This is a genomic window from Streptomyces collinus (assembly GCF_031348265.1).
GTDB classification, from domain to species: Bacteria; Actinomycetota; Actinomycetes; order Streptomycetales; family Streptomycetaceae; genus Streptomyces; species Streptomyces collinus.
The window spans coordinates 1360285-1380741 of the sequence record NZ_CP133771.1 but is presented as its reverse complement, the minus strand read 5'-3'; the positions used below and the strand labels follow the sequence as shown (position 1 = coordinate 1380741).

Genomic DNA, 20457 nt, shown 5'->3' with positions numbered 1-20457 from the left:
TACCCCGTCCATCGGACAACCGATGGTCGAGGTTCCTTTGAAAAAACACAGCGAGGACGCTGTGAACGGTCGGGCCTATTCCGCCTGACTGTTCCGCTCTCGTGCGTGTCATCCCGATTACGGGAAAACATTCACGGAGAGTTTGATCCTGGCTCAGGACGAACGCTGGCGGCGTGCTTAACACATGCAAGTCGAACGATGAACCACTTCGGTGGGGATTAGTGGCGAACGGGTGAGTAACACGTGGGCAATCTGCCCTGCACTCTGGGACAAGCCCTGGAAACGGGGTCTAATACCGGATACTGATCCGTCTGGGCATCCAGATGGTTCGAAAGCTCCGGCGGTGCAGGATGAGCCCGCGGCCTATCAGCTTGTTGGTGAGGTAGTGGCTCACCAAGGCGACGACGGGTAGCCGGCCTGAGAGGGCGACCGGCCACACTGGGACTGAGACACGGCCCAGACTCCTACGGGAGGCAGCAGTGGGGAATATTGCACAATGGGCGAAAGCCTGATGCAGCGACGCCGCGTGAGGGATGACGGCCTTCGGGTTGTAAACCTCTTTCAGCAGGGAAGAAGCGAAAGTGACGGTACCTGCAGAAGAAGCGCCGGCTAACTACGTGCCAGCAGCCGCGGTAATACGTAGGGCGCGAGCGTTGTCCGGAATTATTGGGCGTAAAGAGCTCGTAGGCGGCTTGTCACGTCGGTTGTGAAAGCCCGGGGCTTAACCCCGGGTCTGCAGTCGATACGGGCAGGCTAGAGTTCGGTAGGGGAGATCGGAATTCCTGGTGTAGCGGTGAAATGCGCAGATATCAGGAGGAACACCGGTGGCGAAGGCGGATCTCTGGGCCGATACTGACGCTGAGGAGCGAAAGCGTGGGGAGCGAACAGGATTAGATACCCTGGTAGTCCACGCCGTAAACGGTGGGCACTAGGTGTGGGCAACATTCCACGTTGTCCGTGCCGCAGCTAACGCATTAAGTGCCCCGCCTGGGGAGTACGGCCGCAAGGCTAAAACTCAAAGGAATTGACGGGGGCCCGCACAAGCGGCGGAGCATGTGGCTTAATTCGACGCAACGCGAAGAACCTTACCAAGGCTTGACATACACCGGAAAGCATTAGAGATAGTGCCCCCCTTGTGGTCGGTGTACAGGTGGTGCATGGCTGTCGTCAGCTCGTGTCGTGAGATGTTGGGTTAAGTCCCGCAACGAGCGCAACCCTTGTCCCGTGTTGCCAGCAGGCCCTTGTGGTGCTGGGGACTCACGGGAGACCGCCGGGGTCAACTCGGAGGAAGGTGGGGACGACGTCAAGTCATCATGCCCCTTATGTCTTGGGCTGCACACGTGCTACAATGGCCGGTACAATGAGCTGCGATACCGCGAGGTGGAGCGAATCTCAAAAAGCCGGTCTCAGTTCGGATTGGGGTCTGCAACTCGACCCCATGAAGTCGGAGTCGCTAGTAATCGCAGATCAGCATTGCTGCGGTGAATACGTTCCCGGGCCTTGTACACACCGCCCGTCACGTCACGAAAGTCGGTAACACCCGAAGCCGGTGGCCCAACCCCTTGTGGGAGGGAGCTGTCGAAGGTGGGACTGGCGATTGGGACGAAGTCGTAACAAGGTAGCCGTACCGGAAGGTGCGGCTGGATCACCTCCTTTCTAAGGAGCACTTCTTACCGATCCCTTCGGGGTGAGGTCAGAGGCCAGTACATCAGCGAATGTCTGATGCTGGTTGCTCATGGGTGGAACGTTGACTATTCGGCCAGGACCTCGGGTCGGAGGCTGCTAGTACTGCTCGTAAGAGCGTGGAACGCATGATCTCCGGACGGGACTTGGCCGGGCACGCTGTTGGGTGTCTGAGGGAATGAACTTCCTCAGTCGCCGGCCCCAGTGAACTCGCCTGTAGAGGGCGGGGTGATGGGTGGCTGGTCGTTGTTTGAGAACTGCACAGTGGACGCGAGCATCTGTGGCCAAGTTTTTAAGGGCGCACGGTGGATGCCTTGGCACCAGGAACCGATGAAGGACGTGGGAGGCCACGATAGTCCCCGGGGAGTCGTCAACCAGGCTTTGATCCGGGGGTTTCCGAATGGGGAAACCCGGCAGTCGTCATGGGCTGTCACCCTTGTCTGAACACATAGGGCAAGTGGAGGGAACGCGGGGAAGTGAAACATCTCAGTACCCGCAGGAAGAGAAAACAACCGTGATTCCGGGAGTAGTGGCGAGCGAAACCGGATGAGGCTAAACCGTATACGTGTGAGACCCGGCAGGGGTTGCGTATGCGGGGTTGTGGGATCTCTCTTCCACGGTCTGCCGGCCGTGGGACGAGTCAGAAACCGTTGATGTAGGCGAAGGACATGCGAAAGGTCCGGCGTAGAGGGTAAGACCCCCGTAGTCGAAACATCAGCGGCTCGTTTGAGAGACACCCAAGTAGCACGGGGCCCGAGAAATCCCGTGTGAATCTGGCGGGACCACCCGCTAAGCCTAAATATTCCCTGGTGACCGATAGCGGATAGTACCGTGAGGGAATGGTGAAAAGTACCCCGGGAGGGGAGTGAAATAGTACCTGAAACCGTGTGCCTACAAGCCGTGGGAGCGTCGGAACAAGGCTTGCCTTGTTCTCGTGACTGCGTGCCTTTTGAAGAATGAGCCTGCGAGTTTGCGGTGTGTTGCGAGGTTAACCCGTGTGGGGAAGCCGTAGCGAAAGCGAGTCCGAATAGGGCGTTTCAGTAGCACGCTCAAGACCCGAAGCGGAGTGATCTAGCCATGGGCAGGTTGAAGCGGAGGTAAGACTTCGTGGAGGACCGAACCCACCAGGGTTGAAAACCTGGGGGATGACCTGTGGTTAGGGGTGAAAGGCCAATCAAACTCCGTGATAGCTGGTTCTCCCCGAAATGCATTTAGGTGCAGCGTCGTGTGTTTCTTGCCGGAGGTAGAGCACTGGATAGGCGATGGGCCCTACCGGGTTACTGACCTTAGCCAAACTCCGAATGCCGGTAAGTGAGAGCGCGGCAGTGAGACTGTGGGGGATAAGCTCCATGGTCGAGAGGGAAACAGCCCAGAGCATCGACTAAGGCCCCTAAGCGTACGCTAAGTGGGAAAGGATGTGGAGTCGCAGAGACAACCAGGAGGTTGGCTTAGAAGCAGCCACCCTTGAAAGAGTGCGTAATAGCTCACTGGTCTAGTGATTCCGCGCCGACAATGTAGCGGGGCTCAAGCGTACCGCCGAAGTCGTGTCATTCACACAATAGGGCCAACGCCTGTGTGGATGGGTAGGGGAGCGTCGTGTGCCGGGTGAAGCAGCACCGGAAGGTAGTTGTGGACGGTTCACGAGTGAGAATGCAGGCATGAGTAGCGATTCACACGTGAGAAACGTGTGCGCCGATTGACTAAGGGTTCCTGGGTCAAGCTGATCTGCCCAGGGTAAGTCGGGACCTAAGGCGAGGCCGACAGGCGTAGTCGATGGATAACCGGTTGATATTCCGGTACCCGCTGTGAAGCGTCAAACATCGAGCATCGTGATGCTAAGGCCGTGAAGCCGCCCTGGAGCCTTCGGGCAAAGGGGAGTGGTGGAGCCGCTGAACCAAGCGGTTAGTAGGTGAGTGATGGGGTGACGCAGGAAGGTAGTCCATCCCGGGCGGTGGTTGTCCCGGGGTAAGGGTGTAGGCCGTGCGATAGGCAAATCCGTCGCACATTAAGGCTGAGACCTGATGCCGAGCCGATTGTGGTGAAGTGGATGATCCTATGCTGTCGAGAAAAGCCTCTAGCGAGTTTCATGGCGGCCCGTACCCTAAACCGACTCAGGTGGTCAGGTAGAGAATACCGAGGCGTTCGGGTGAACTATGGTTAAGGAACTCGGCAAAATGCCCCCGTAACTTCGGGAGAAGGGGGGCCACACTCGGTGATCCGATTTACTCGGTGAGCTGGGGGTGGCCGCAGAGACCAGCGAGAAGCGACTGTTTACTAAAAACACAGGTCCGTGCGAAGCCGTAAGGCGATGTATACGGACTGACGCCTGCCCGGTGCTGGAACGTTAAGGGGACCGGTTAGCTCAGATTCGTCTGGGCGAAGCTGAGAACTTAAGCGCCAGTAAACGGCGGTGGTAACTATAACCATCCTAAGGTAGCGAAATTCCTTGTCGGGTAAGTTCCGACCTGCACGAATGGCGTAACGACTTCTCGACTGTCTCAACCATAGGCCCGGTGAAATTGCACTACGAGTAAAGATGCTCGTTTCGCGCAGCAGGACGGAAAGACCCCGGGACCTTTACTACAGTTTGATATTGGTGTTCGGTTCGGCTTGTGTAGGATAGCTGGGAGACTGTGAACTCTGGACGCCAGTTCAGGGGGAGTCGTCGTTGAAATACCAGTCTGGTCGTGCTGGATGTCTAACCTGGGTCCGTGATCCGGATCAGGGACAGTGTCTGATGGGTAGTTTAACTGGGGCGGTTGCCTCCTAAAGAGTAACGGAGGCGCCCAAAGGTTCCCTCAGCCTGGTTGGCAATCAGGTGTTGAGTGTAAGTGCACAAGGGAGCTTGACTGTGAGACCGACGGGTCGAGCAGGGACGAAAGTCGGGACTAGTGATCCGGCGGTGGCTTGTGGAAGCGCCGTCGCTCAACGGATAAAAGGTACCCCGGGGATAACAGGCTGATCTTCCCCAAGAGTCCATATCGACGGGATGGTTTGGCACCTCGATGTCGGCTCGTCGCATCCTGGGGCTGGAGTCGGTCCCAAGGGTTGGGCTGTTCGCCCATTAAAGCGGTACGCGAGCTGGGTTTAGAACGTCGTGAGACAGTTCGGTCCCTATCCGCTGTGCGCGTAGGAATATTGAGAAGGGCTGTCCCTAGTACGAGAGGACCGGGACGGACGAACCTCTGGTGTGCCAGTTGTTCTGCCAAGGGCATGGCTGGTTGGCTACGTTCGGGAGGGATAACCGCTGAAAGCATCTAAGCGGGAAGCCTGCTTCGAGATGAGTATTCCCACCTCCTTGAGAGGGTAAGGCTCCCAGTAGACGACTGGGTTGATAGGCCGGATATGGAAGCACGGTAACGTGTGGAGTTGACCGGTACTAATAGGCCGAGGGCTTGTCCTCAGTTGCTCGCGTCCACTGTGTTGGTTCTGAAACCACGAACGGCCCCATGCCATGGTCACGGTGTGGTGCGGCATTGTTCGACAGTTTCATAGTGTTTCGGTGGTTATAGCGTAGGGGAAACGCCCGGTTACATTCCGAACCCGGAAGCTAAGCCTTACAGCGCCGATGGTACTGCAGGGGGGACCCTGTGGGAGAGTAGGACGCCGCCGAACTCCTTTTAGAGCTCTGGCTCTTGGGCACTCAGCCCAAGAGCCAGAGCCTTTTTGCGTTGAGGTAAGGTCAGGGGGCATCGTCGGTACATTTCCCACAGGAGGCCCCCGGGTGGAGGTTCAGGAGACTCGCGTCCAGACGGACCGTGTGCTCACCATCCCGAACATCCTCAGCATGGCGCGCCTCGTCGGCGTGCCCGTGTTCCTGTGGCTGATCCTGCGGCCTGAGTTCGGTGGGCCCCAAAGTGACGGCTGGGCCCTTCTGGTGCTGGCCCTGAGCGGTGTCAGTGACTATCTGGACGGCAAGCTCGCGCGTCGCTGGAACCAGATCAGCAGCCTCGGCCGGCTCCTCGATCCTGCGGCCGATCGGCTGTACATTCTCTCGACCCTGGTCGGCCTCACCTGGCGCGAGATTCTGCCCCTCTGGTTGACCGCTCTACTCCTGGCGCGAGAGCTGGTTCTGCTGGTCATGGTCGGCATCCTCCGCCGGCACGGCTATCCGCCGCCCCAGGTGAACTTCCTGGGCAAGGCCGCGACCTTCAACCTGATGTACGCCTTCCCCTTGCTGCTGCTCAGTGACGGAAGCGGCTGGATCTCGTCACTGGCTGCTATTTTCGGATGGGCGTTCGCAGGGTGGGGTACAACGCTGTACTGGTGGGCAGGAGTCCTCTACGTGGTACAAGTCCGCCGCCTGGTCCGTGCGGACGCCACGACCGATTGAACTCCCGGATGGTCCTGCTGCCGTAGCGGAGCGATGGCCCGTGCTGGATATGTGCGGGACAATCCTGGCGGGGGAAGTCGGCCAGACCGTCTCTTCGAGGAGGACGCTTCCGACATGAAGGCCGTCGTGATGGCCGGAGGCGAAGGCACGCGCCTTCGTCCTATGACCTCAAGCATGCCCAAGCCGCTCCTGCCGGTGGCCAACCGGCCGATCATGGAGCATGTTCTGCGGCTGCTCAAGAGGCATGGGCTCAACGAAACAGTCGTGACTGTCCAGTTCCTGGCGTCGCTCGTCAAGAACTACTTCGGTGACGGCGAAGAGCTCGGTATGGAGCTCACCTATGCCAATGAGGAGAAGCCACTCGGTACCGCCGGAAGCGTCAAGAACGCAGAGGAAGCGCTGAAGGACGATGCCTTCCTCGTCATCTCCGGCGATGCTCTGACGGATTTCGACCTCACCGAGCTCATCAATTTCCACAAGGAGAAGGGCGCGCTCGTCACGGTCTGTCTGACGCGTGTGCCCAATCCGCTGGAATTCGGTATCACCATTGTCGACGAAGAAGGCAAGGTGGAGCGCTTCCTGGAGAAGCCCACCTGGGGCCAGGTCTTCTCCGACACCGTGAACACCGGCATCTACGTGATGGAGCCCGAGGTCTTCGACTATGTCGAGCCCGACGTGCCCGTCGACTGGTCCGGCGATGTCTTCCCGCAGCTGATGAAGGAAGGCAAGCCCATCTACGGCTACATCGCCGAGGGCTACTGGGAGGACGTCGGCACGCACGAGAGCTATGTGAAGGCTCAGGCCGATGTCCTGGAGGGCAAGGTCGACGTTGACGTCGACGGATTCGAGATCTCCCCGGGCGTATGGGTCGCCGAGGGAGCGGAGGTCCATCCCGACGCCGTCCTCCGCGGGCCCGTCTACATCGGTGACTACGCCAAGGTCGAGGCGGGCTCCGAGATCCGTGAGCACACCGTCGTGGGCTCCAACGTCGTCGTCAAGAGCGGTGCTTTCCTGCACAAGGCCGTCGTCCACGACAACGTCTACGTGGGGCCGCACAGCAATCTCCGCGGCTGCGTGGTCGGCAAGAACACCGACATCATGCGCGCGGCGCGGATCGAGGACGGGGCGGTCATCGGTGATGAGTGCCTGATCGGTGAAGAATCGATTGTCCAGGGCAATGTGCGGGTCTATCCCTTCAAGACCATCGAGGCCGGCGCCTTCGTCAACACCTCGGTGATCTGGGAGTCCAGGGGACAGGCCCATCTCTTCGGCGCCCGTGGTGTGTCCGGGATCCTGAACGTGGAGATCACTCCGGAGCTCGCGGTCCGCCTCGCAGGCGCGTACGCGACGACGCTGAAGAAGGGCTCGACCGTCACCACGGCCCGGGACCACTCCCGTGGTGCCCGCGCGCTCAAGCGGGCGGTGATCTCCGCGCTTCAGGCCAGCGCGATCGACGTGCGGGACCTGGAGAACGTCCCGTTGCCGGTTGCCCGGCAGCAGACCGCGCGGGGCAGCGCGGGCGGCATCATGATCCGCACCACGCCCGGGGTGCCGGATTCCGTGGACATCATGTTCTTCGACGGGAACGGCGCGGACCTGTCGCAGGGCAGCCAGCGGAAGCTGGACCGGGTGTTCGCGCGGCAGGAGTACCGTCGGGCGTTCCCCGGTGAGATCGGGGATCTGCACTTCCCGGCCAGCGTCTTCGATTCGTACACCGGGTCGTTGCTGCGGAACGTCGACACGACGGGCATCTCCGAGTCCGGGCTGAAGGTCGTCGTGGACGCGTCCAACGGAAGCGCGGGACTCGTCCTGCCGAGCCTCCTCGGCAAGCTCGGGGTGGACTCGCTGACGATCAACCCCGGCCTCGACGAGTCCAGGCCCACGGAGACGGCCGACATGCGGCGGTCGGGGATGGTGCGTCTCGGGGAGATCGTGGCGTCCTCGGGGGCCGCGTTCGGCGTCCGGTTCGACCCTGTCGGTGAGCGGCTGTCGCTCGTCGACGAGAAGGGGCGGATCATCGAGGACGACCGGGCGCTGCTCGTGATGCTGGACCTCGTCGCCGCCGAGCGGCGCAGCGGCCGGGTCGCGCTGCCGGTGACCACGACCCGGATCGCCGAGCAGGTGGCGGCGTACCACGGGACGCAGGTCGAGTGGACGACCACCTCTCCCGACGACCTCACCCGGGTCGGCGGTGAGGAGGGGACGATCTTCGGCGGTGACGGCAAGGGCGGCTTCATCGTCCCCGAGTTCAGCAGCGTGTACGACGCGACCGCGGCCTTCGTGCGGCTCATCGGACTCGTGGCGCGGACGCAGCTCACGCTCAGCCAGATCGACGCGCGGATTCCGCGGGCGCACGTCCTGAAGCGCGATCTGGCGACCCCGTGGGCCGTCAAGGGGCTCGTGATGCGGCGGGTCGTCGAAGCGGCCGGAGATCGCTTCGTGGACACCACGGACGGGGTGCGGGTGGTGGAGACCGACGGCCGCTGGGTGATGGTGCTGCCCGATCCGGCCGAGGCCGTCACCCACCTGTGGGCCGAGGGGCCGGACGACGCCTCCGCGCAGGCCCTGCTTGACGAATGGTCGGCGGTCGTGGACAGCGCCGGCCGGTAGAACGGGCTGCACGCGTGCGTGCCGGACAAGTGTCCCCAACGGGGCCTGTCCGGCACGCCGGTGGGGCCGTTCGGAGGTAGCGCTCGCGACGTGCGACGATGTGCGGCATGCCGCAGCAACCCCCCATTCGGAGCACACCCGCGCGGCCCCGGCGCCCGGATGCGTCCATGTCGTTGCTGACCAACGTCATGGACCACAGCCTCGACGACGGATATGCCGAGGCCGCGGCGCGCAAGAAGGCCGCGGGAGACAGCGGCATGCCGAAGACGCTCCGGGCGAAGCTCGGGCTTGCCGCCGGACTGGTGCTCGCGGCCCTCGTCGTGACCCTCGGAGCGGCGCAGGCGCGGGTCGCGGCTCCGGTCGTCGCCAAGGAGCGGGAAGAGCTCGTCGACCGCATCGACCGGGAGACCGAGACGGCGGACAAGCTGGAGGACTCCGTCGACGAGCTGCGCGCGGACGTGAGCGCACGGCAGCGCGAGGCGCTGAGGAACAGCGGCGGCAGCGCGGACTCCGACCTGGCGGGCATCCTGTCGGGCGCGGTAGCGGTGCACGGGCCCGGCGTGAAGCTCGTGGTGAACGACGCCAAGGAAGCCGCCACGGGTGGCGACGGCGACCCGCGGGAGACCTCCGGGTTCTCCGACACCGGCCGGGTGCGGGACCGGGACATGCAGCGCGTGGTGAACGGGCTGTGGGAGTCGGGTGCCGAGGCCGTCTCGATCAACGGGCAGAGGCTGACGGCACTGTCCGCGATCAGGGCCGCCGGTGACGCCATACTGGTCGACAACAAGCCGCTGGTGCCGCCGTACACGGTGCTGGCGGTGGGGGACGGGCAGCGGCTGAGCACGCGGTTCCAGAACAGCGCGGACGGGTTGTATCTGAACGCGCTGCAGGAGAGCTACGGCATCAGGACAGGCATCTCCGTGGAGGACGACCTCCGGCTGCCTGCCGCACCGAGTGTGACCGTACGTACAGCACAGCCGAGCGTTGAGAAGAGTGAGAAGGGCACATCGTGATCGCCGTACTGGGCCTCGTCGTGGGAGTCGTGGCCGGCCTGTTGGTCCGGCCTGAGGTTCCGGCGGTGGTCGAGCCTTATCTGCCGATCGCCGTCGTGGCAGCGCTCGACGCCGTCTTCGGCGGCCTGCGGGCCATGCTCGACGGCATCTTCGACGACAAGGTCTTCGTGGTGTCGTTCCTGTCGAACGTCGTCGTGGCCGCGTTGATCGTGTTCCTGGGCGACAAGCTCGGCGTGGGCGCCCAGCTGTCCACCGGTGTGGTGGTCGTCCTCGGTATCCGGATCTTCTCCAACGCCGCGGCGATCCGCCGGCACGTGTTCCGGGCGTGAGGCCGATGAGCGATCACGACGAGAAGACCGCCGAGGACCGGGGCGACACGCGCGACGGCGGGGGCGAATCCGGGAACGGGCTGCGCAAGGAGCTGCCTCAGGAGGTGCCCTCGGCGGCGCCTGCCGCCGAGGAGGCGCCGAAGGAGCCGGAGCCCGAGCAGGTACCGGAACCGCAGCCGGACCCCGGGCCGCGGCTGACCGGCAGGCAGCGGCTGGTGCAGGGGCTGTGGCCGCCGCGTGTCACCCGGGCGCAACTCATCGTCGCGGTGCTGTTGTTCGGTCTGGGGTTCGGGCTGGCCGTGCAGGTGGCCTCCAACAGCGACAGCGACAGCGCCCTGCGGGGCGCGCGGCAGGAAGATCTTGTCCGCATTCTCGATGAACTGGATGACCGTACTCAGCGTCTTGAGGACGAGAAGCAGGGTCTCGAACAGCAGCGCGACGAGCTGGAGAACAGCTCGGACCAGGCCGAGGAGGCCAGGAAGCAGACGATCGAGAAGGAGAGGCAACTCGGCATCCTGGCGGGCACGGTGGCCGCGCAGGGGCCCGGCATCACCATGACGATCGTGGACACGAAGGGGACGGTCGAGGCGGACATGCTGCTCGACGCGATCCAGGAGCTGCGCGCCGCGGGCGCGGAGGCGATTCAGGTCAACGGCGTCCGGGTCGTCGCCGGCACCTATCTCGCGGACTCCGGCAAGGGTGTGAGCGTCGACGGGAACAAGATCAACGCGCCCTATCGTTTCAAGGTCATCGGCAAGTCGCAGGACCTGGAGCCGGCGCTCAACATCCCCGGAGGCGTGGTGCAGACTCTCGAGAAGGAACAGGCCACCGTCGCGATCGAGCGGTCCACCGACATCGTGGTGGACGCCTTGCGAGCAGCGAAGCGGCCTGACTACGCTCGGTCGTCCTCGCAGTGAACCGGGGGTGCATGGGCGGCGTCGGGCGAGGGCATGACGTTGCGGGGGGTCGGCGCACCGAATGGGCGGTGCGTGGTGGAAACTGTCTGGTGCAGACGGACGTTGTCAGGATGTCCGGGTCGGCCAGAGTGTTCAGTCAGGGTTCGTCCTGCCCCACGGGCGGGTCTGTTTCGGTCAAGGGGAATCGCCCGTGAAGTTGTTTGCGAAGTTGTTCGGCAAGAGCGCGCGAGAGGGCAGCGACAATGCGACCGCCCGTCATCGCGCACAGCCTGACGCGGAGGGCCAGCGGCCGCTGTTCCGGGACCAGGTCGGCGGCCCGGGCGGCGATGTTTCCGGTGGTCAGGGCGCGCCGTCGGTTGACCCTGCGCAGCCCGGCGGCATAGGTTTCGGGCAACCGTCAACCTCAAGTGCGGGTGGAGGGTTTTCCGACCCGTATGCGTCCAACGCCCCCGGTGGGCAGCCGCGGCAGGAGGATCCGATGTCGGCACTGGTGTGTACGAGGTGCGGTAACCGCAACGCGGAGAACAGCCGTTTCTGCTCCAACTGCGGCGCGCCGCTGCGGGCGGGGGCGACGCCGGAGCGTCCGTCCGAGACGACCTCCACGATCTCCATCTCCGGTCTCGAGGCCTACGACAGCGAGACCACCGGCCAGACGCCGATGCCGACGCTGTCCCCGGAGGCTCAGGCCGCCGTCGAGGCGCTGCCGCTGGGTTCCGCGCTCCTGGTGGTGCGGCGCGGTCCGAATTCGGGCAGCCGCTTCCTGCTGGACGGCGATCTGACGACGGCCGGCCGGCATCCGCAGAGCGACATCTTCCTGGACGACGTGACGGTGTCCCGGCGCCACGTGGAGTTCCGCCGCGGCCAGGACGGTTCGTTCACGGTGGCCGACGTGGGCAGCCTGAACGGCACGTACGTGAACCGCGAGCGGATCGACCAGGTCGCTCTGAACAACGGCGACGAGGTGCAGATCGGCAAGTACCGGCTGGTCTTCTACGCCAGCCAGCGGGGCTACTGACCGGCTCCGTCCGGGCAGACCCCAGCGAGGGTCCATCCGTCAGGGAAGGTCCATGCTGCAAAAACCGAGCGGCGGTGCCGGGCGCGGCGCCGCCGCCACGGACAGTGGGCTGATGAGCATCGGCGCGGTGCTGAACGCGCTGCGCGACGAGTTTCCCGAAGTGACCATCTCCAAGATCCGTTTCCTGGAGTCGGAAGGGCTCATCGAGCCGCAGCGGACCCCGTCGGGGTACCGCAAGTTCAGCGCCCATGACGTCGAGCGCCTCGGTCACGTCCTGAGGATGCAGCGGGATCACTATCTGCCCCTGAAGGTGATCCGGGAGCACCTGGCGGCCATGGAGCGCGGTGAGGCCGTACCGCTGCCGGTGGTGGGCCGTCAGCGGGACGGAGAGTCCGCAGCCGAGCCGTCCGAGGGGCCCACGGCGGCCAGGATCGGGCGGGACGCGCTGCTCGCCGCCGCGGATGTCGACGAGCAGGAGCTCAAGGAGTGGGAGTCCTACGGTCTTCTCACCCCCCTGGAGGACGGTGCCTATGACGCCGAGGCGGTCACCGTCGCCCTGCTCGTCATCGAGCTCGGGCGGTTCGGGATCGAGCCGCGGCACCTGCGGGCGATGAAGGCCGCCGCGGACCGTGAGGCCGGGCTCGTGGACCAGGTGGTGGCCCCGTTGAGGCGGCACCGGAACCCGCAGACCAGGGCTCATGCCGAGGCCCGCACCAAGGAGCTGGCGGGGCTCACGGTGAAGCTGCACGCCGCGCTGGTGCGGACGGCGCTCGGCGTGCGGCTGCCCTGAGGTGGGCGCGCAGGGGGCCGGATCAGGCGCCCGATACCGGCCCGACTACCCAAACGTCCCGAGCACGGCCTAGGGTTGCTGTGTGAACGAGCTCGATGTCGTAGGTGTCCGGGTCGAAATGCCCTCCAACCAACCGATCGTGCTGCTGCGTGAAGTGGGAGGCGACCGTTACCTCCCCATCTGGATCGGGCCGGGGGAGGCGACGGCGATCGCCTTCGCCCAGCAGGGCATGGCTCCCGCGCGGCCGCTGACTCACGACCTGTTCAAGGACGTGCTGGAAGCCGTCGGCCAGGAGCTCACGGAAGTGCGCATCACGGACCTGCGTGAGGGCGTCTTCTACGCGGAGCTGGTCTTCGCCAGCGGCGTCGAGGTGAGCGCCCGCCCGTCCGACGCCATAGCGCTCGCGCTGCGCACCGGGACGCCGATCTACGGCAGTGACACGGTGCTCGACGACGCCGGCATCGCGATTCCGGACGAGCAGGAGGACGAGGTGGAGAAGTTCCGCGAGTTCCTCGACCAGATCTCCCCGGAGGACTTCGGCAGCAGTAGCCAGTGAGCGCCTCGGGAGGGGCAGCGGCCTGAGAAGGCGTGTGGGCGGCCCGGCGGACGATGTGGTCCGTGGCGGGGCCGCCCGCCGTATGTGGGACGGGTGAAATGCCCGCATGTGCCGGAGGCGATGGAGAGCGTCACACGGCTTGCGCCGAGCACATTCGGCTAGCCTTTCCCCGCGGTGGGGCACGGGAAACCACTCTCAGGGTGATTATCACTCGGCGTGGCGAGTGTGGCGATCGTTGACGCACCCCTGGTGACTGCCTACCGTCGAGAAGGCAGGTCAAGGACGGAGGTCGGCGTGAGAAGCAGCGGCGACGGTACGGCTGGGGGCGGCCCCGAGCGCAGTCTCAGGGCGAGCGGTCCGTACCCTCCCCCCGGCTCACGGCCCCTCCCGGGCGGGGGATGCCCTCAGCCCGGAGGCGCGGCCGAGCACGCTCCGCAGCGACCGAGTGCGGTGCCGAGCAGCGGAGGGACGACGTCCATGGCGTCCGAGCAGATCGGCTATCGCGGCCCCACGGCCTGTGCGGCCGCCGGTATCACCTACCGGCAGTTGGACTACTGGGCCCGCACGGGGCTCGTCGAGCCGAGCGTGCGCCCCGCCTACGGGTCCGGGACGCAGCGGCTGTACAGCTTCCGGGACGTGGTCGTCCTGAAGATCGTCAAGCGGTTCCTCGACACCGGGGTGTCCCTGCAGAACATCCGTACGGCCGTCCACCACCTCAGGGAACGCGGTTTCAGCGATCTGGAGCGCATGACGCTGATGAGCGACGGCGCGACGGTCTACGAGTGCACCTCGCCCGACGAGGTCCATGCCCTGCTCCAGGGAGGCCAGGGTGTGTTCGGGATCGCCGTGGGCGTGGTGTGGCGGGACGTCGAGAGCGCGCTGTCCCAGCTGCACGGCGAGCGGATCGACACCGGCGAGACCCTGGTCGGGCCCAATCCCGCGGACGAGCTGGCGCGTCGGCGGAATCGGGCCGTCTGAGCCGTCCGGCAGCGCAGGACCGCACGCGGCCGCAGGAGGCGGGACGTTTCCGCACCGGAGGCAAGCGGTTTCCCGTTGGGCGTTCGGAGCGGTCGCGTGGGGCGTTCAGGGCGGTCGCGCGGGGCGTTGTCAGTGGCGTAGGGCAGCATCGGAGTTGTGAGAACCGCGCCCACGATCCTGCATCTCGACATGGATGCCTTCTTCGCCTCGGTGGAGCAGGCGTCCAAGCCGAGTCTGCGCGGGAAGGCCGTGGTGGTGGGAGGGCTCGGGCCGCGGGGCGTGGTGGCGACCGCGTCGTACGAGGCGCGGGTCTTCGGGGTGCATTCGGCGATGCCCATGGGGCAGGCCCGGCGGCTCGCGCCGAACGCCGCGTATCTCGTGCCGCGCTTCAATTTCTACCGGTCGATCAGCGAGCGGGTGATGGAGCTGCTGCGGGCACTGTCGCCGCTGGTGGAGCCGCTGAGCCTGGACGAGGCGTTCGTGGATCTGGAGGCCGGAGGCGTGGCCTGGGACGAGCGGTCGGCGCGGCTGGCCGGGGTGAAGCTGCGCGCGGACATACGGGCCGTCACGGGGCTCACCGGGTCGGTGGGTCTCGCCGCCTCCAAGATGCTCGCGAAGATCGCCTCGGAGGAGGCCAAGCCCGACGGGCTGGTGGTGATCGAGCCCGGGACGGAGCGGGCCATGCTCGCGCCGATGTCGGTGCGGACGCTGCCGGGGGTGGGGCCGGCCACGGGGGACCATCTGAGGCGGGCAGGGATCACCACGGTCGAGGAGATCGTCGAGGCGGGCGAGGACGAACTGGTCCGGCTGCTGGGAAAGGCGCACGGGCACGGTCTCCACGCCATGGCGCTGGCGCGGGACGACCGGCCCGTGGTGGCGGAGCGCGAGACGAAGTCGGTGTCGGTCGAGGACACCTACGACGTCGACATCCACGACCGGACACGGGTCGGGCTGGAGGTGCAGCGGCTCGCCGAGCGGTGCGTACGGCGGCTGCGCGGGGCAGGGCTGTCCGGGCGGACGATCGTGCTGAAGGTGCGGCGGTACGACTTCTCGACGCTCACCCGGTCCGAGACGCTGCGCGGGCCCACGGACGATCCCGGGGTGATCCGCGAGGCGGCGGCCAGACTGCTGGACTCGGTCGATACGACCGGTGGGGTGCGGCTCCTCGGGGTGGGGGTCAGCGGCCTCGCCGATTACACGCAGGAGGACCTGTTCGCCCAGGCGGCGGGGGAGCGGGCGGTCGCGGAAGGCCCGGTCGAGGAGCACGCCGTGGCGGCGGCCGAGGAGCAGCCGTCGCTCGCCGAGCGGCGGTGGCCCGCCGGGCACGACGTGCGGCACGCCGAGTTCGGGCACGGATGGGTGCAGGGCAGCGGCCTCGGGCGGGTCACCGTACGGTTCGAGACGCCCGACTCGGAGCCCGGGCGCGTGCGGACCTTCCGGGTCGACGACCCGGATCTGGAGGCGGCCGATCCGCTGCCGTTGGTGTTACGAGGGACCGAAGGGGGAGACGAAGCGCCCGGGACGGCGGCTCAGGCCGTCTCGTCGGTGCCCGCCAGCTTGCCGAAGTCGTGGTCCGGGAGCGGGGGCGGGGCGGCGACGTCGAGACCGTAGTGGTGGTAGAGCTGCAGTTCCTGCTCCGGGGAGAGGTGACGGCCGACGCCGAAGTCGGGGGCGTCCTTGATCAGGGCGCGTTCGAAGGGCACGTGCAGGGCGCCCTCGATCAGTTCACTGGGCTCCAGGGGGACGAATGCGTCCCTGCTGAACAGACCGGTCCGTATGGCCGCCCACTCCGGCTCGCCGGTGGCGTCGTCGAGGTAGACCTCGTCGATGGTGCCGATCCTGGTCCCGTTGCGGTCGAACGCCTTGCGGCCGATCAGGTTGCGCGGATCGATATCGGTTCGCACGGGCCCTCCAGCTGGTCGCACCTCATCCGTAAACACTACAAAACGGTACAAGTGGGGATGCGGCCACTCGACGGTTCGTGCGTTGACCTCGCTGGTACGCTGGCAGCGGCTGTTGACCCCGTGCGGGAGAGTCCTCCAGACACCATCGGAGGCGCCGAAGGAGCAAATCCTCCCCGGAATCTCTCAGGCTCACGTACCGCACGGACGAGGTCACTCTGGAAAGCAGGGCGGGTGTCGACGGCGTCCGCTCTCACCGACGGTGAAAGCCGGAGGCCTTCGGGCGATCCGGTGAAGCTCTCAGGTTGAGATGACAGAGGGGGAGGCCGTCCGGGTACCCGTGCCGTGGTGCCCCTCGCAGGTCGTGTCGACCAGGAGGCCTCCGTAATGACCGCCCACCGCATTCCGCTCTCCGAGCTCGAAGAGGCAGTCCCCTTCGAGCAGCGCCACATCGGCCCCGACCACGAGGCCTGCGCCAAGATGCTCGCCCACGTCGGCTACGGGTCGCTCGACGAGCTCACGGCCGCCGCGGTCCCGGCAGTGATCAAGAGCACCGAGGCACTGGACCTCCCGGGCGCCCGCAGCGAGGCCGAGGTGATCGCCGAGCTGCGCTCCCTCGCCGACCGCAACGAGGTCCTCGGCTCCATGATCGGCCTCGGCTACTACGGCACCTTCACGCCGCCCGTCATCATGCGCAACGTCATGGAGAACCCGTCCTGGTACACGGCCTACACGCCGTACCAGCCGGAGATCTCGCAGGGCCGGCTGGAGGCGCTGCTCAACTTCCAGACGATGGTCGCCGAGCTGACCGGTCTGCCGACCTCCGGCGCCTCCCTGCTCGACGAGGGCACCGCGGCCGCCGAGGCCATGGCGCTGTCGCGGCGCCTGGGCAAGAACAAGAAGGGCCTGTTCCTGGTCGACGCGGACACGCTGCCGCAGACCGTCGCCGTGATCCAGACCCGCGCCGAGCCGGCCGGAGTCGAGGTCGTCGTCGCCGACCTGAGCGAGGGCATCCCCGCCGACATCGCCGAGCGCGACATCAACGGCGTGCTGCTCCAGTACCCGGGCGCCTCCGGTGCCGTGCGGGACATCAAGCCGGTCATCGACCGGGCGCACGAGCTCGGGGCGCTCGTCACCGTCGCCGCCGACCTGCTGGCGCTGACGCTGCTGAAGTCGCCCGGTGAGCTCGGGGCGGACATCGCCGTCGGCACGACGCAGCGCTTCGGCGTCCCCATGGGCTTCGGCGGACCGCACGCCGGCTACATGGCAGTCCAGGACAAGATGGCGCGCAGCCTGCCCGGGCGGCTCGTCGGCGTGTCCGTGGACGCCGACGGCAACAAGGCCTACCGGCTGGCGCTGCAGACGCGTGAGCAGCACATCCGCCGTGAGAAGGCCACCAGCAACATCTGCACCGCGCAGGTGCTGCTCGCCGTCATGGCCGGCATGTACGCCGTCTACCACGGTCCGGAGGGCCTGAAGGGCATCGCGCGGCGCACCCACCGGTACGCCACCGTCCTCGCCGCCGGACTCGCGAACGGCGGGGTCGAGGTCGTGCACGGCTCCTACTTCGACACGGTGACCGTGCGCGTCGAGGGCCGGGCCGCCGAGGTCGTGGCCGCCGCCCGTGACAACGGGGTCAACCTGCGCCTCGTCGACGCCGACCGCGTCTCGATCGCCTGCGACGAGACCACGACGCGGGCCCAGCTGCGTGCCGTATGGGCCGCCTTCGGTGTCGAAGGTGTCGTCGAGGCACTGGACGCATCGACCGAGGACGGGCTGCCGGCCGCGCTGCTGCGTACCGACGACTACCTGACCCACCCCGTCTTCCACCAGCACCGCTCCGAGACCGCCATGCTGCGCTACCTGCGCAAGCTGGCCGACCGCGACTACGCGCTCGACCGGGGCATGATCCCGCTGGGCTCCTGCACGATGAAGCTCAACGCGACGACCGAGATGGAGCCGGTCACCTGGCCCGAGTTCGGGCAGCTGCACCCCTTCGCGCCCGCCGAGCAGGCAGGGGGCTACCTCACCCTCATCCACGAGCTGGAGGACCGCCTCGCCGAGGTCACCGGCTACGACAAGGTCTCCCTCCAGCCGAACGCCGGGTCTCAGGGTGAGCTGGCCGGTCTGCTCGCCGTCCGCGGGTACCACCGGGCCAACGGGGACGAGCAGCGCACCGTCTGCCTGATCCCGTCGTCCGCGCACGGCACCAACGCCGCCAGCGCCGTCATGGCGGGCATGAAGGTCGTGGTCGTGAAGACCGCCGAGGACGGCGAGATCGACGTCGATGACCTGCGGGCGAAGATCGAGCAGTACCGCGACCAGCTGGCCGTGCTGATGATCACGTACCCGTCCACGCACGGTGTGTTCGAGGAGCACGTCGCCGACATCTGTGCGCAGGTGCACGAGGCGGGCGGGCAGGTCTACGTCGACGGGGCCAACCTCAACGCTCTTGTCGGGCTCGCCAAGCCGGGGCACTTCGGCGGCGACGTCTCGCACCTGAACCTGCACAAGACCTTCTGCATCCCGCACGGCGGCGGAGGCCCCGGCGTCGGCCCGGTCGCGGTGCGTGAGCACCTCGCGCCCTACCTGCCGAACCACCCGCTGCAGCCCGAGGCCGGCCCGGAGACGGGCGTCGGCCCCATCTCGGCGGCTCCCTGGGGCTCGGCCGGCATCCTGCCCATCTCATGGGCGTACGTCCGGCTCATGGGCGGCGAGGGGCTGAAGCGGGCCACGCAGGTGGCCGTGCTCAGCGCCAACTACATCGCCAAGCGGCTGGAGCCGCACTACCCGGTCCTCTACACCGGTCCCGGCGGGCTCGTCGCCCACGAGTGCATCATCGACCTGCGCCCGCTGACCAAGGCGACCGGTGTGAGCGTCGACGACGTCGCCAAGCGGCTGATCGACTACGGCTTCCACGCGCCGACCATGTCGTTCCCGGTGGCCGGGACGCTGATGATCGAGCCGACCGAGTCGGAGGACCTGGCCGAGCTGGACCGGTTCTGCGAGGCGATGATCGCCATCCGCGCGGAGATCGAGAAGGTCGGCTCCGGCGAGTGGCCCGCGGAGGACAACCCACTGCGCGGCGCTCCGCACACCGCCGGCGCGCTCGCCGGGGAGTGGGAGCACGCCTACAGCCGTGAGGAGGCCGTCTTCCCGGCCGGGGTGTCGACCGCCGACAAGTACTGGCCGCCGGTGCGCCGCATCGACCAGGCCTACGGCGACCGGAACCTGGTGTGCTCCTGCCCGCCGCTGGACGCGTACGAGGACTGATCGGCCGACCGGTCAACGGGAGGGGCTCCGCGGTGCGGGGCCCCTCCCGCCGTCTCCGGGCTCGTCAGGGGGTGGCGAGTGACACCTCGGTCGCCTTGATCAGGGCGACGACGGGGATCCCGGGGGACAGGGCCAGGTCGTCCGCCGCGTCCCGGGTGATCGCGGCGGTCAGTTCGCCGCCCTCGACCGTGACGCGGACCGACGCCATCGCGTCGCCGGCCGCGATGTCCGTGACCGTCCCGGGGAGCTGATTGCGGATCGACAGGCCCTCGACCGGCGCGGTGGCCAGGGAGACCTCCGTCGACTTCATCAGGGCGCGCACGGTGGCGCCCGGGGTGAGACGGAGCTCTTCCGCGGCCTCGCGGGTGATCGCCGCGGTGAGGTCCTGGCCGCCGGTGAGGCGGACCCTGACCGTCGCCATGGCCTCGCCTGGAGTGACGGCGGTGACGGTGCCGGGGAGCTGGTTGCGGATGCTCAGGCTCATGGGTGCACGGTAGCCCGATGGCGGTGTTCGCCCTGGCAGGTGTGCGCTTGCGTCGCCTCCGCCTCCCCTCGGGGTTCAGACGCGGTCGATGTGGACGTTCGTCGACTTCACACGGGCCGTCGCCTCCATGCCGACCTCCAGGCCCAGTTCCTCCACCGCCTCGCGGGTGAGCAGGGAGACGAGCCGGTGCGGGCCGGCCTGGATCTCGACCTGGGCGGCGACGTCGCCGAGCTTGATCGCGGTGACGATGCCCGGGAACGCGTTGCGGGCCGAGGTGTACGTCGTGTCCTCCTCGGCGGAGCCGGACCGGGCCAGTTCGACCGAGAACGCGGCCAGGTCCCGCCCGTCGATGAGCCGTCGCCCGGTCTCGTCGCGGTGGGTCGTGATGCGGCCCGCGTCCGCCCAGCGGCGGGCGGTGTCCGGGCTCACGCCGAGCAGCCGTGCTGCCTGGCCGATCGTGTAGGACTGCATGCCGGTCACGATAGGCGCGCGGGAAGGGAACGGCGGATGCGGGGTTGGCCGTTGGGTATAACGCGATATAGCGTTAGTCCCGACTGGTGGGCCGGGTGCCGTGC

Annotated in this window: 14 protein-coding genes, 3 rRNA genes and 1 riboswitch; of the genes, 14 read left to right on the top strand and 3 right to left on the bottom strand. The window is 66.6% G+C overall.

Going from position 1 to position 20457, the window contains the following annotated elements; genetic code table 11:
- Window positions 1–130: 130 nt before the first annotated feature.
- The 13 genes from RFN52_RS06175 (at window position 131) to RFN52_RS06115 (ending at window position 15835) form a co-directional block, all read left to right on the top strand.
- Window positions 131–1656 (top strand): 16S ribosomal RNA (locus RFN52_RS06175).
- A gap of 309 nt (window positions 1657–1965) precedes the next feature.
- A 23S ribosomal RNA gene (locus RFN52_RS06170) occupies window positions 1966–5086 on the top strand.
- A 95-nt stretch (window positions 5087–5181) separates the two neighbouring features.
- Window positions 5182–5298, top strand: a 5S ribosomal RNA gene (gene rrf / locus RFN52_RS06165).
- Together the 16S, 23S and 5S rRNA genes form the textbook arrangement of a ribosomal RNA operon.
- A 109-nt stretch (window positions 5299–5407) precedes the next feature.
- Complete coding sequence (gene clsA / locus RFN52_RS06160; RefSeq protein WP_033307453.1) at window positions 5408–6016, top strand: cardiolipin synthase ClsA; 609 nt, start codon at window positions 5408–5410, stop codon at window positions 6014–6016.
- A 114-nt stretch (window positions 6017–6130) separates the two neighbouring features.
- The gene (locus tag RFN52_RS06155) at window positions 6131–8626 is read left to right on the top strand and encodes a mannose-1-phosphate guanyltransferase (protein WP_033307452.1); all 2496 of its coding nucleotides are present in this window, start codon (window positions 6131–6133) and stop codon (window positions 8624–8626) included.
- Between the two features lie 98 nt (window positions 8627–8724).
- Entirely contained in the window at window positions 8725–9639 is a 915-nt protein-coding gene (locus RFN52_RS06150; protein WP_184843422.1) for a DUF881 domain-containing protein, read from the top strand.
- The gene (locus RFN52_RS06145) at window positions 9636–9968 is read left to right on the top strand and encodes a small basic family protein (protein WP_003988855.1); all 333 of its coding nucleotides are present in this window, start codon (window positions 9636–9638) and stop codon (window positions 9966–9968) included. Before RFN52_RS06150 ends, RFN52_RS06145 begins: the two co-directional genes overlap by 4 nt.
- A gap of 5 nt (window positions 9969–9973) precedes the next feature.
- The gene (locus RFN52_RS06140) at window positions 9974–10885 is read left to right on the top strand and encodes a DUF881 domain-containing protein (RefSeq protein ID WP_184843419.1); all 912 of its coding nucleotides are present in this window, start codon (window positions 9974–9976) and stop codon (window positions 10883–10885) included.
- A 61-nt stretch (window positions 10886–10946) separates the two neighbouring features.
- On the top strand, window positions 10947–11900 hold the full coding sequence (locus RFN52_RS06135) for a zinc-ribbon and FHA domain-containing protein (RefSeq protein WP_079128888.1): 954 nt from the start codon (window positions 10947–10949) through the stop codon (window positions 11898–11900).
- 52 nt (window positions 11901–11952) lie between these two features.
- Window positions 11953–12690, top strand: coding sequence for a transcriptional regulator FtsR (gene ftsR, locus RFN52_RS06130; RefSeq protein WP_184843416.1), 738 nt, complete (start codon window positions 11953–11955; stop codon window positions 12688–12690).
- A gap of 82 nt (window positions 12691–12772) precedes the next feature.
- Complete coding sequence (locus RFN52_RS06125; protein ID WP_003988851.1) at window positions 12773–13246, top strand: bifunctional nuclease family protein; 474 nt, start codon at window positions 12773–12775, stop codon at window positions 13244–13246.
- A gap of 294 nt (window positions 13247–13540) precedes the next feature.
- The gene (locus RFN52_RS06120) at window positions 13541–14224 is read left to right on the top strand and encodes a MerR family transcriptional regulator (RefSeq protein WP_184843413.1); all 684 of its coding nucleotides are present in this window, start codon (window positions 13541–13543) and stop codon (window positions 14222–14224) included.
- Window positions 14225–14380: 156 nt separating this feature from the next.
- The gene (locus tag RFN52_RS06115; RefSeq protein ID WP_184843409.1) at window positions 14381–15835 is read left to right on the top strand and encodes a DNA polymerase IV; all 1455 of its coding nucleotides are present in this window, start codon (window positions 14381–14383) and stop codon (window positions 15833–15835) included.
- On the opposite strand, the gene RFN52_RS06110 is transcribed toward RFN52_RS06115, so the two are convergent.
- On the bottom strand, window positions 15754–16128 hold the full coding sequence (locus RFN52_RS06110) for a PRC-barrel domain-containing protein (protein ID WP_031104789.1): 375 nt from the start codon (window positions 16126–16128) through the stop codon (window positions 15754–15756). The genes RFN52_RS06115 and RFN52_RS06110 overlap by 82 nt on opposite strands.
- 113 nt (window positions 16129–16241) lie before the next feature.
- Window positions 16242–16337, top strand: a riboswitch (glycine riboswitch).
- 175 nt (window positions 16338–16512) lie between these two features.
- Between RFN52_RS06110 and gcvP the strand changes: the two genes are divergently transcribed.
- On the top strand, window positions 16513–19398 hold the full coding sequence (gene gcvP, locus RFN52_RS06105) for an aminomethyl-transferring glycine dehydrogenase (RefSeq protein WP_184843406.1): 2886 nt from the start codon (window positions 16513–16515) through the stop codon (window positions 19396–19398).
- 64 nt (window positions 19399–19462) lie between these two features.
- On the opposite strand, the gene RFN52_RS06100 is transcribed toward gcvP, so the two are convergent.
- Window positions 19463–19882, bottom strand: a complete 420-nt coding sequence (locus RFN52_RS06100) for a TOBE domain-containing protein (protein ID WP_184843403.1) — start codon at window positions 19880–19882, stop codon at window positions 19463–19465.
- Window positions 19883–19957: 75 nt separating this feature from the next.
- Window positions 19958–20353 carry a TOBE domain-containing protein gene (locus RFN52_RS06095; protein ID WP_184843400.1) on the bottom strand — a complete coding sequence of 132 codons (396 nt, stop codon included), beginning with the start codon at window positions 20351–20353 and terminating at the stop codon, window positions 19958–19960.
- Between the last annotated feature and the right edge of the window lie 104 nt (window positions 20354–20457).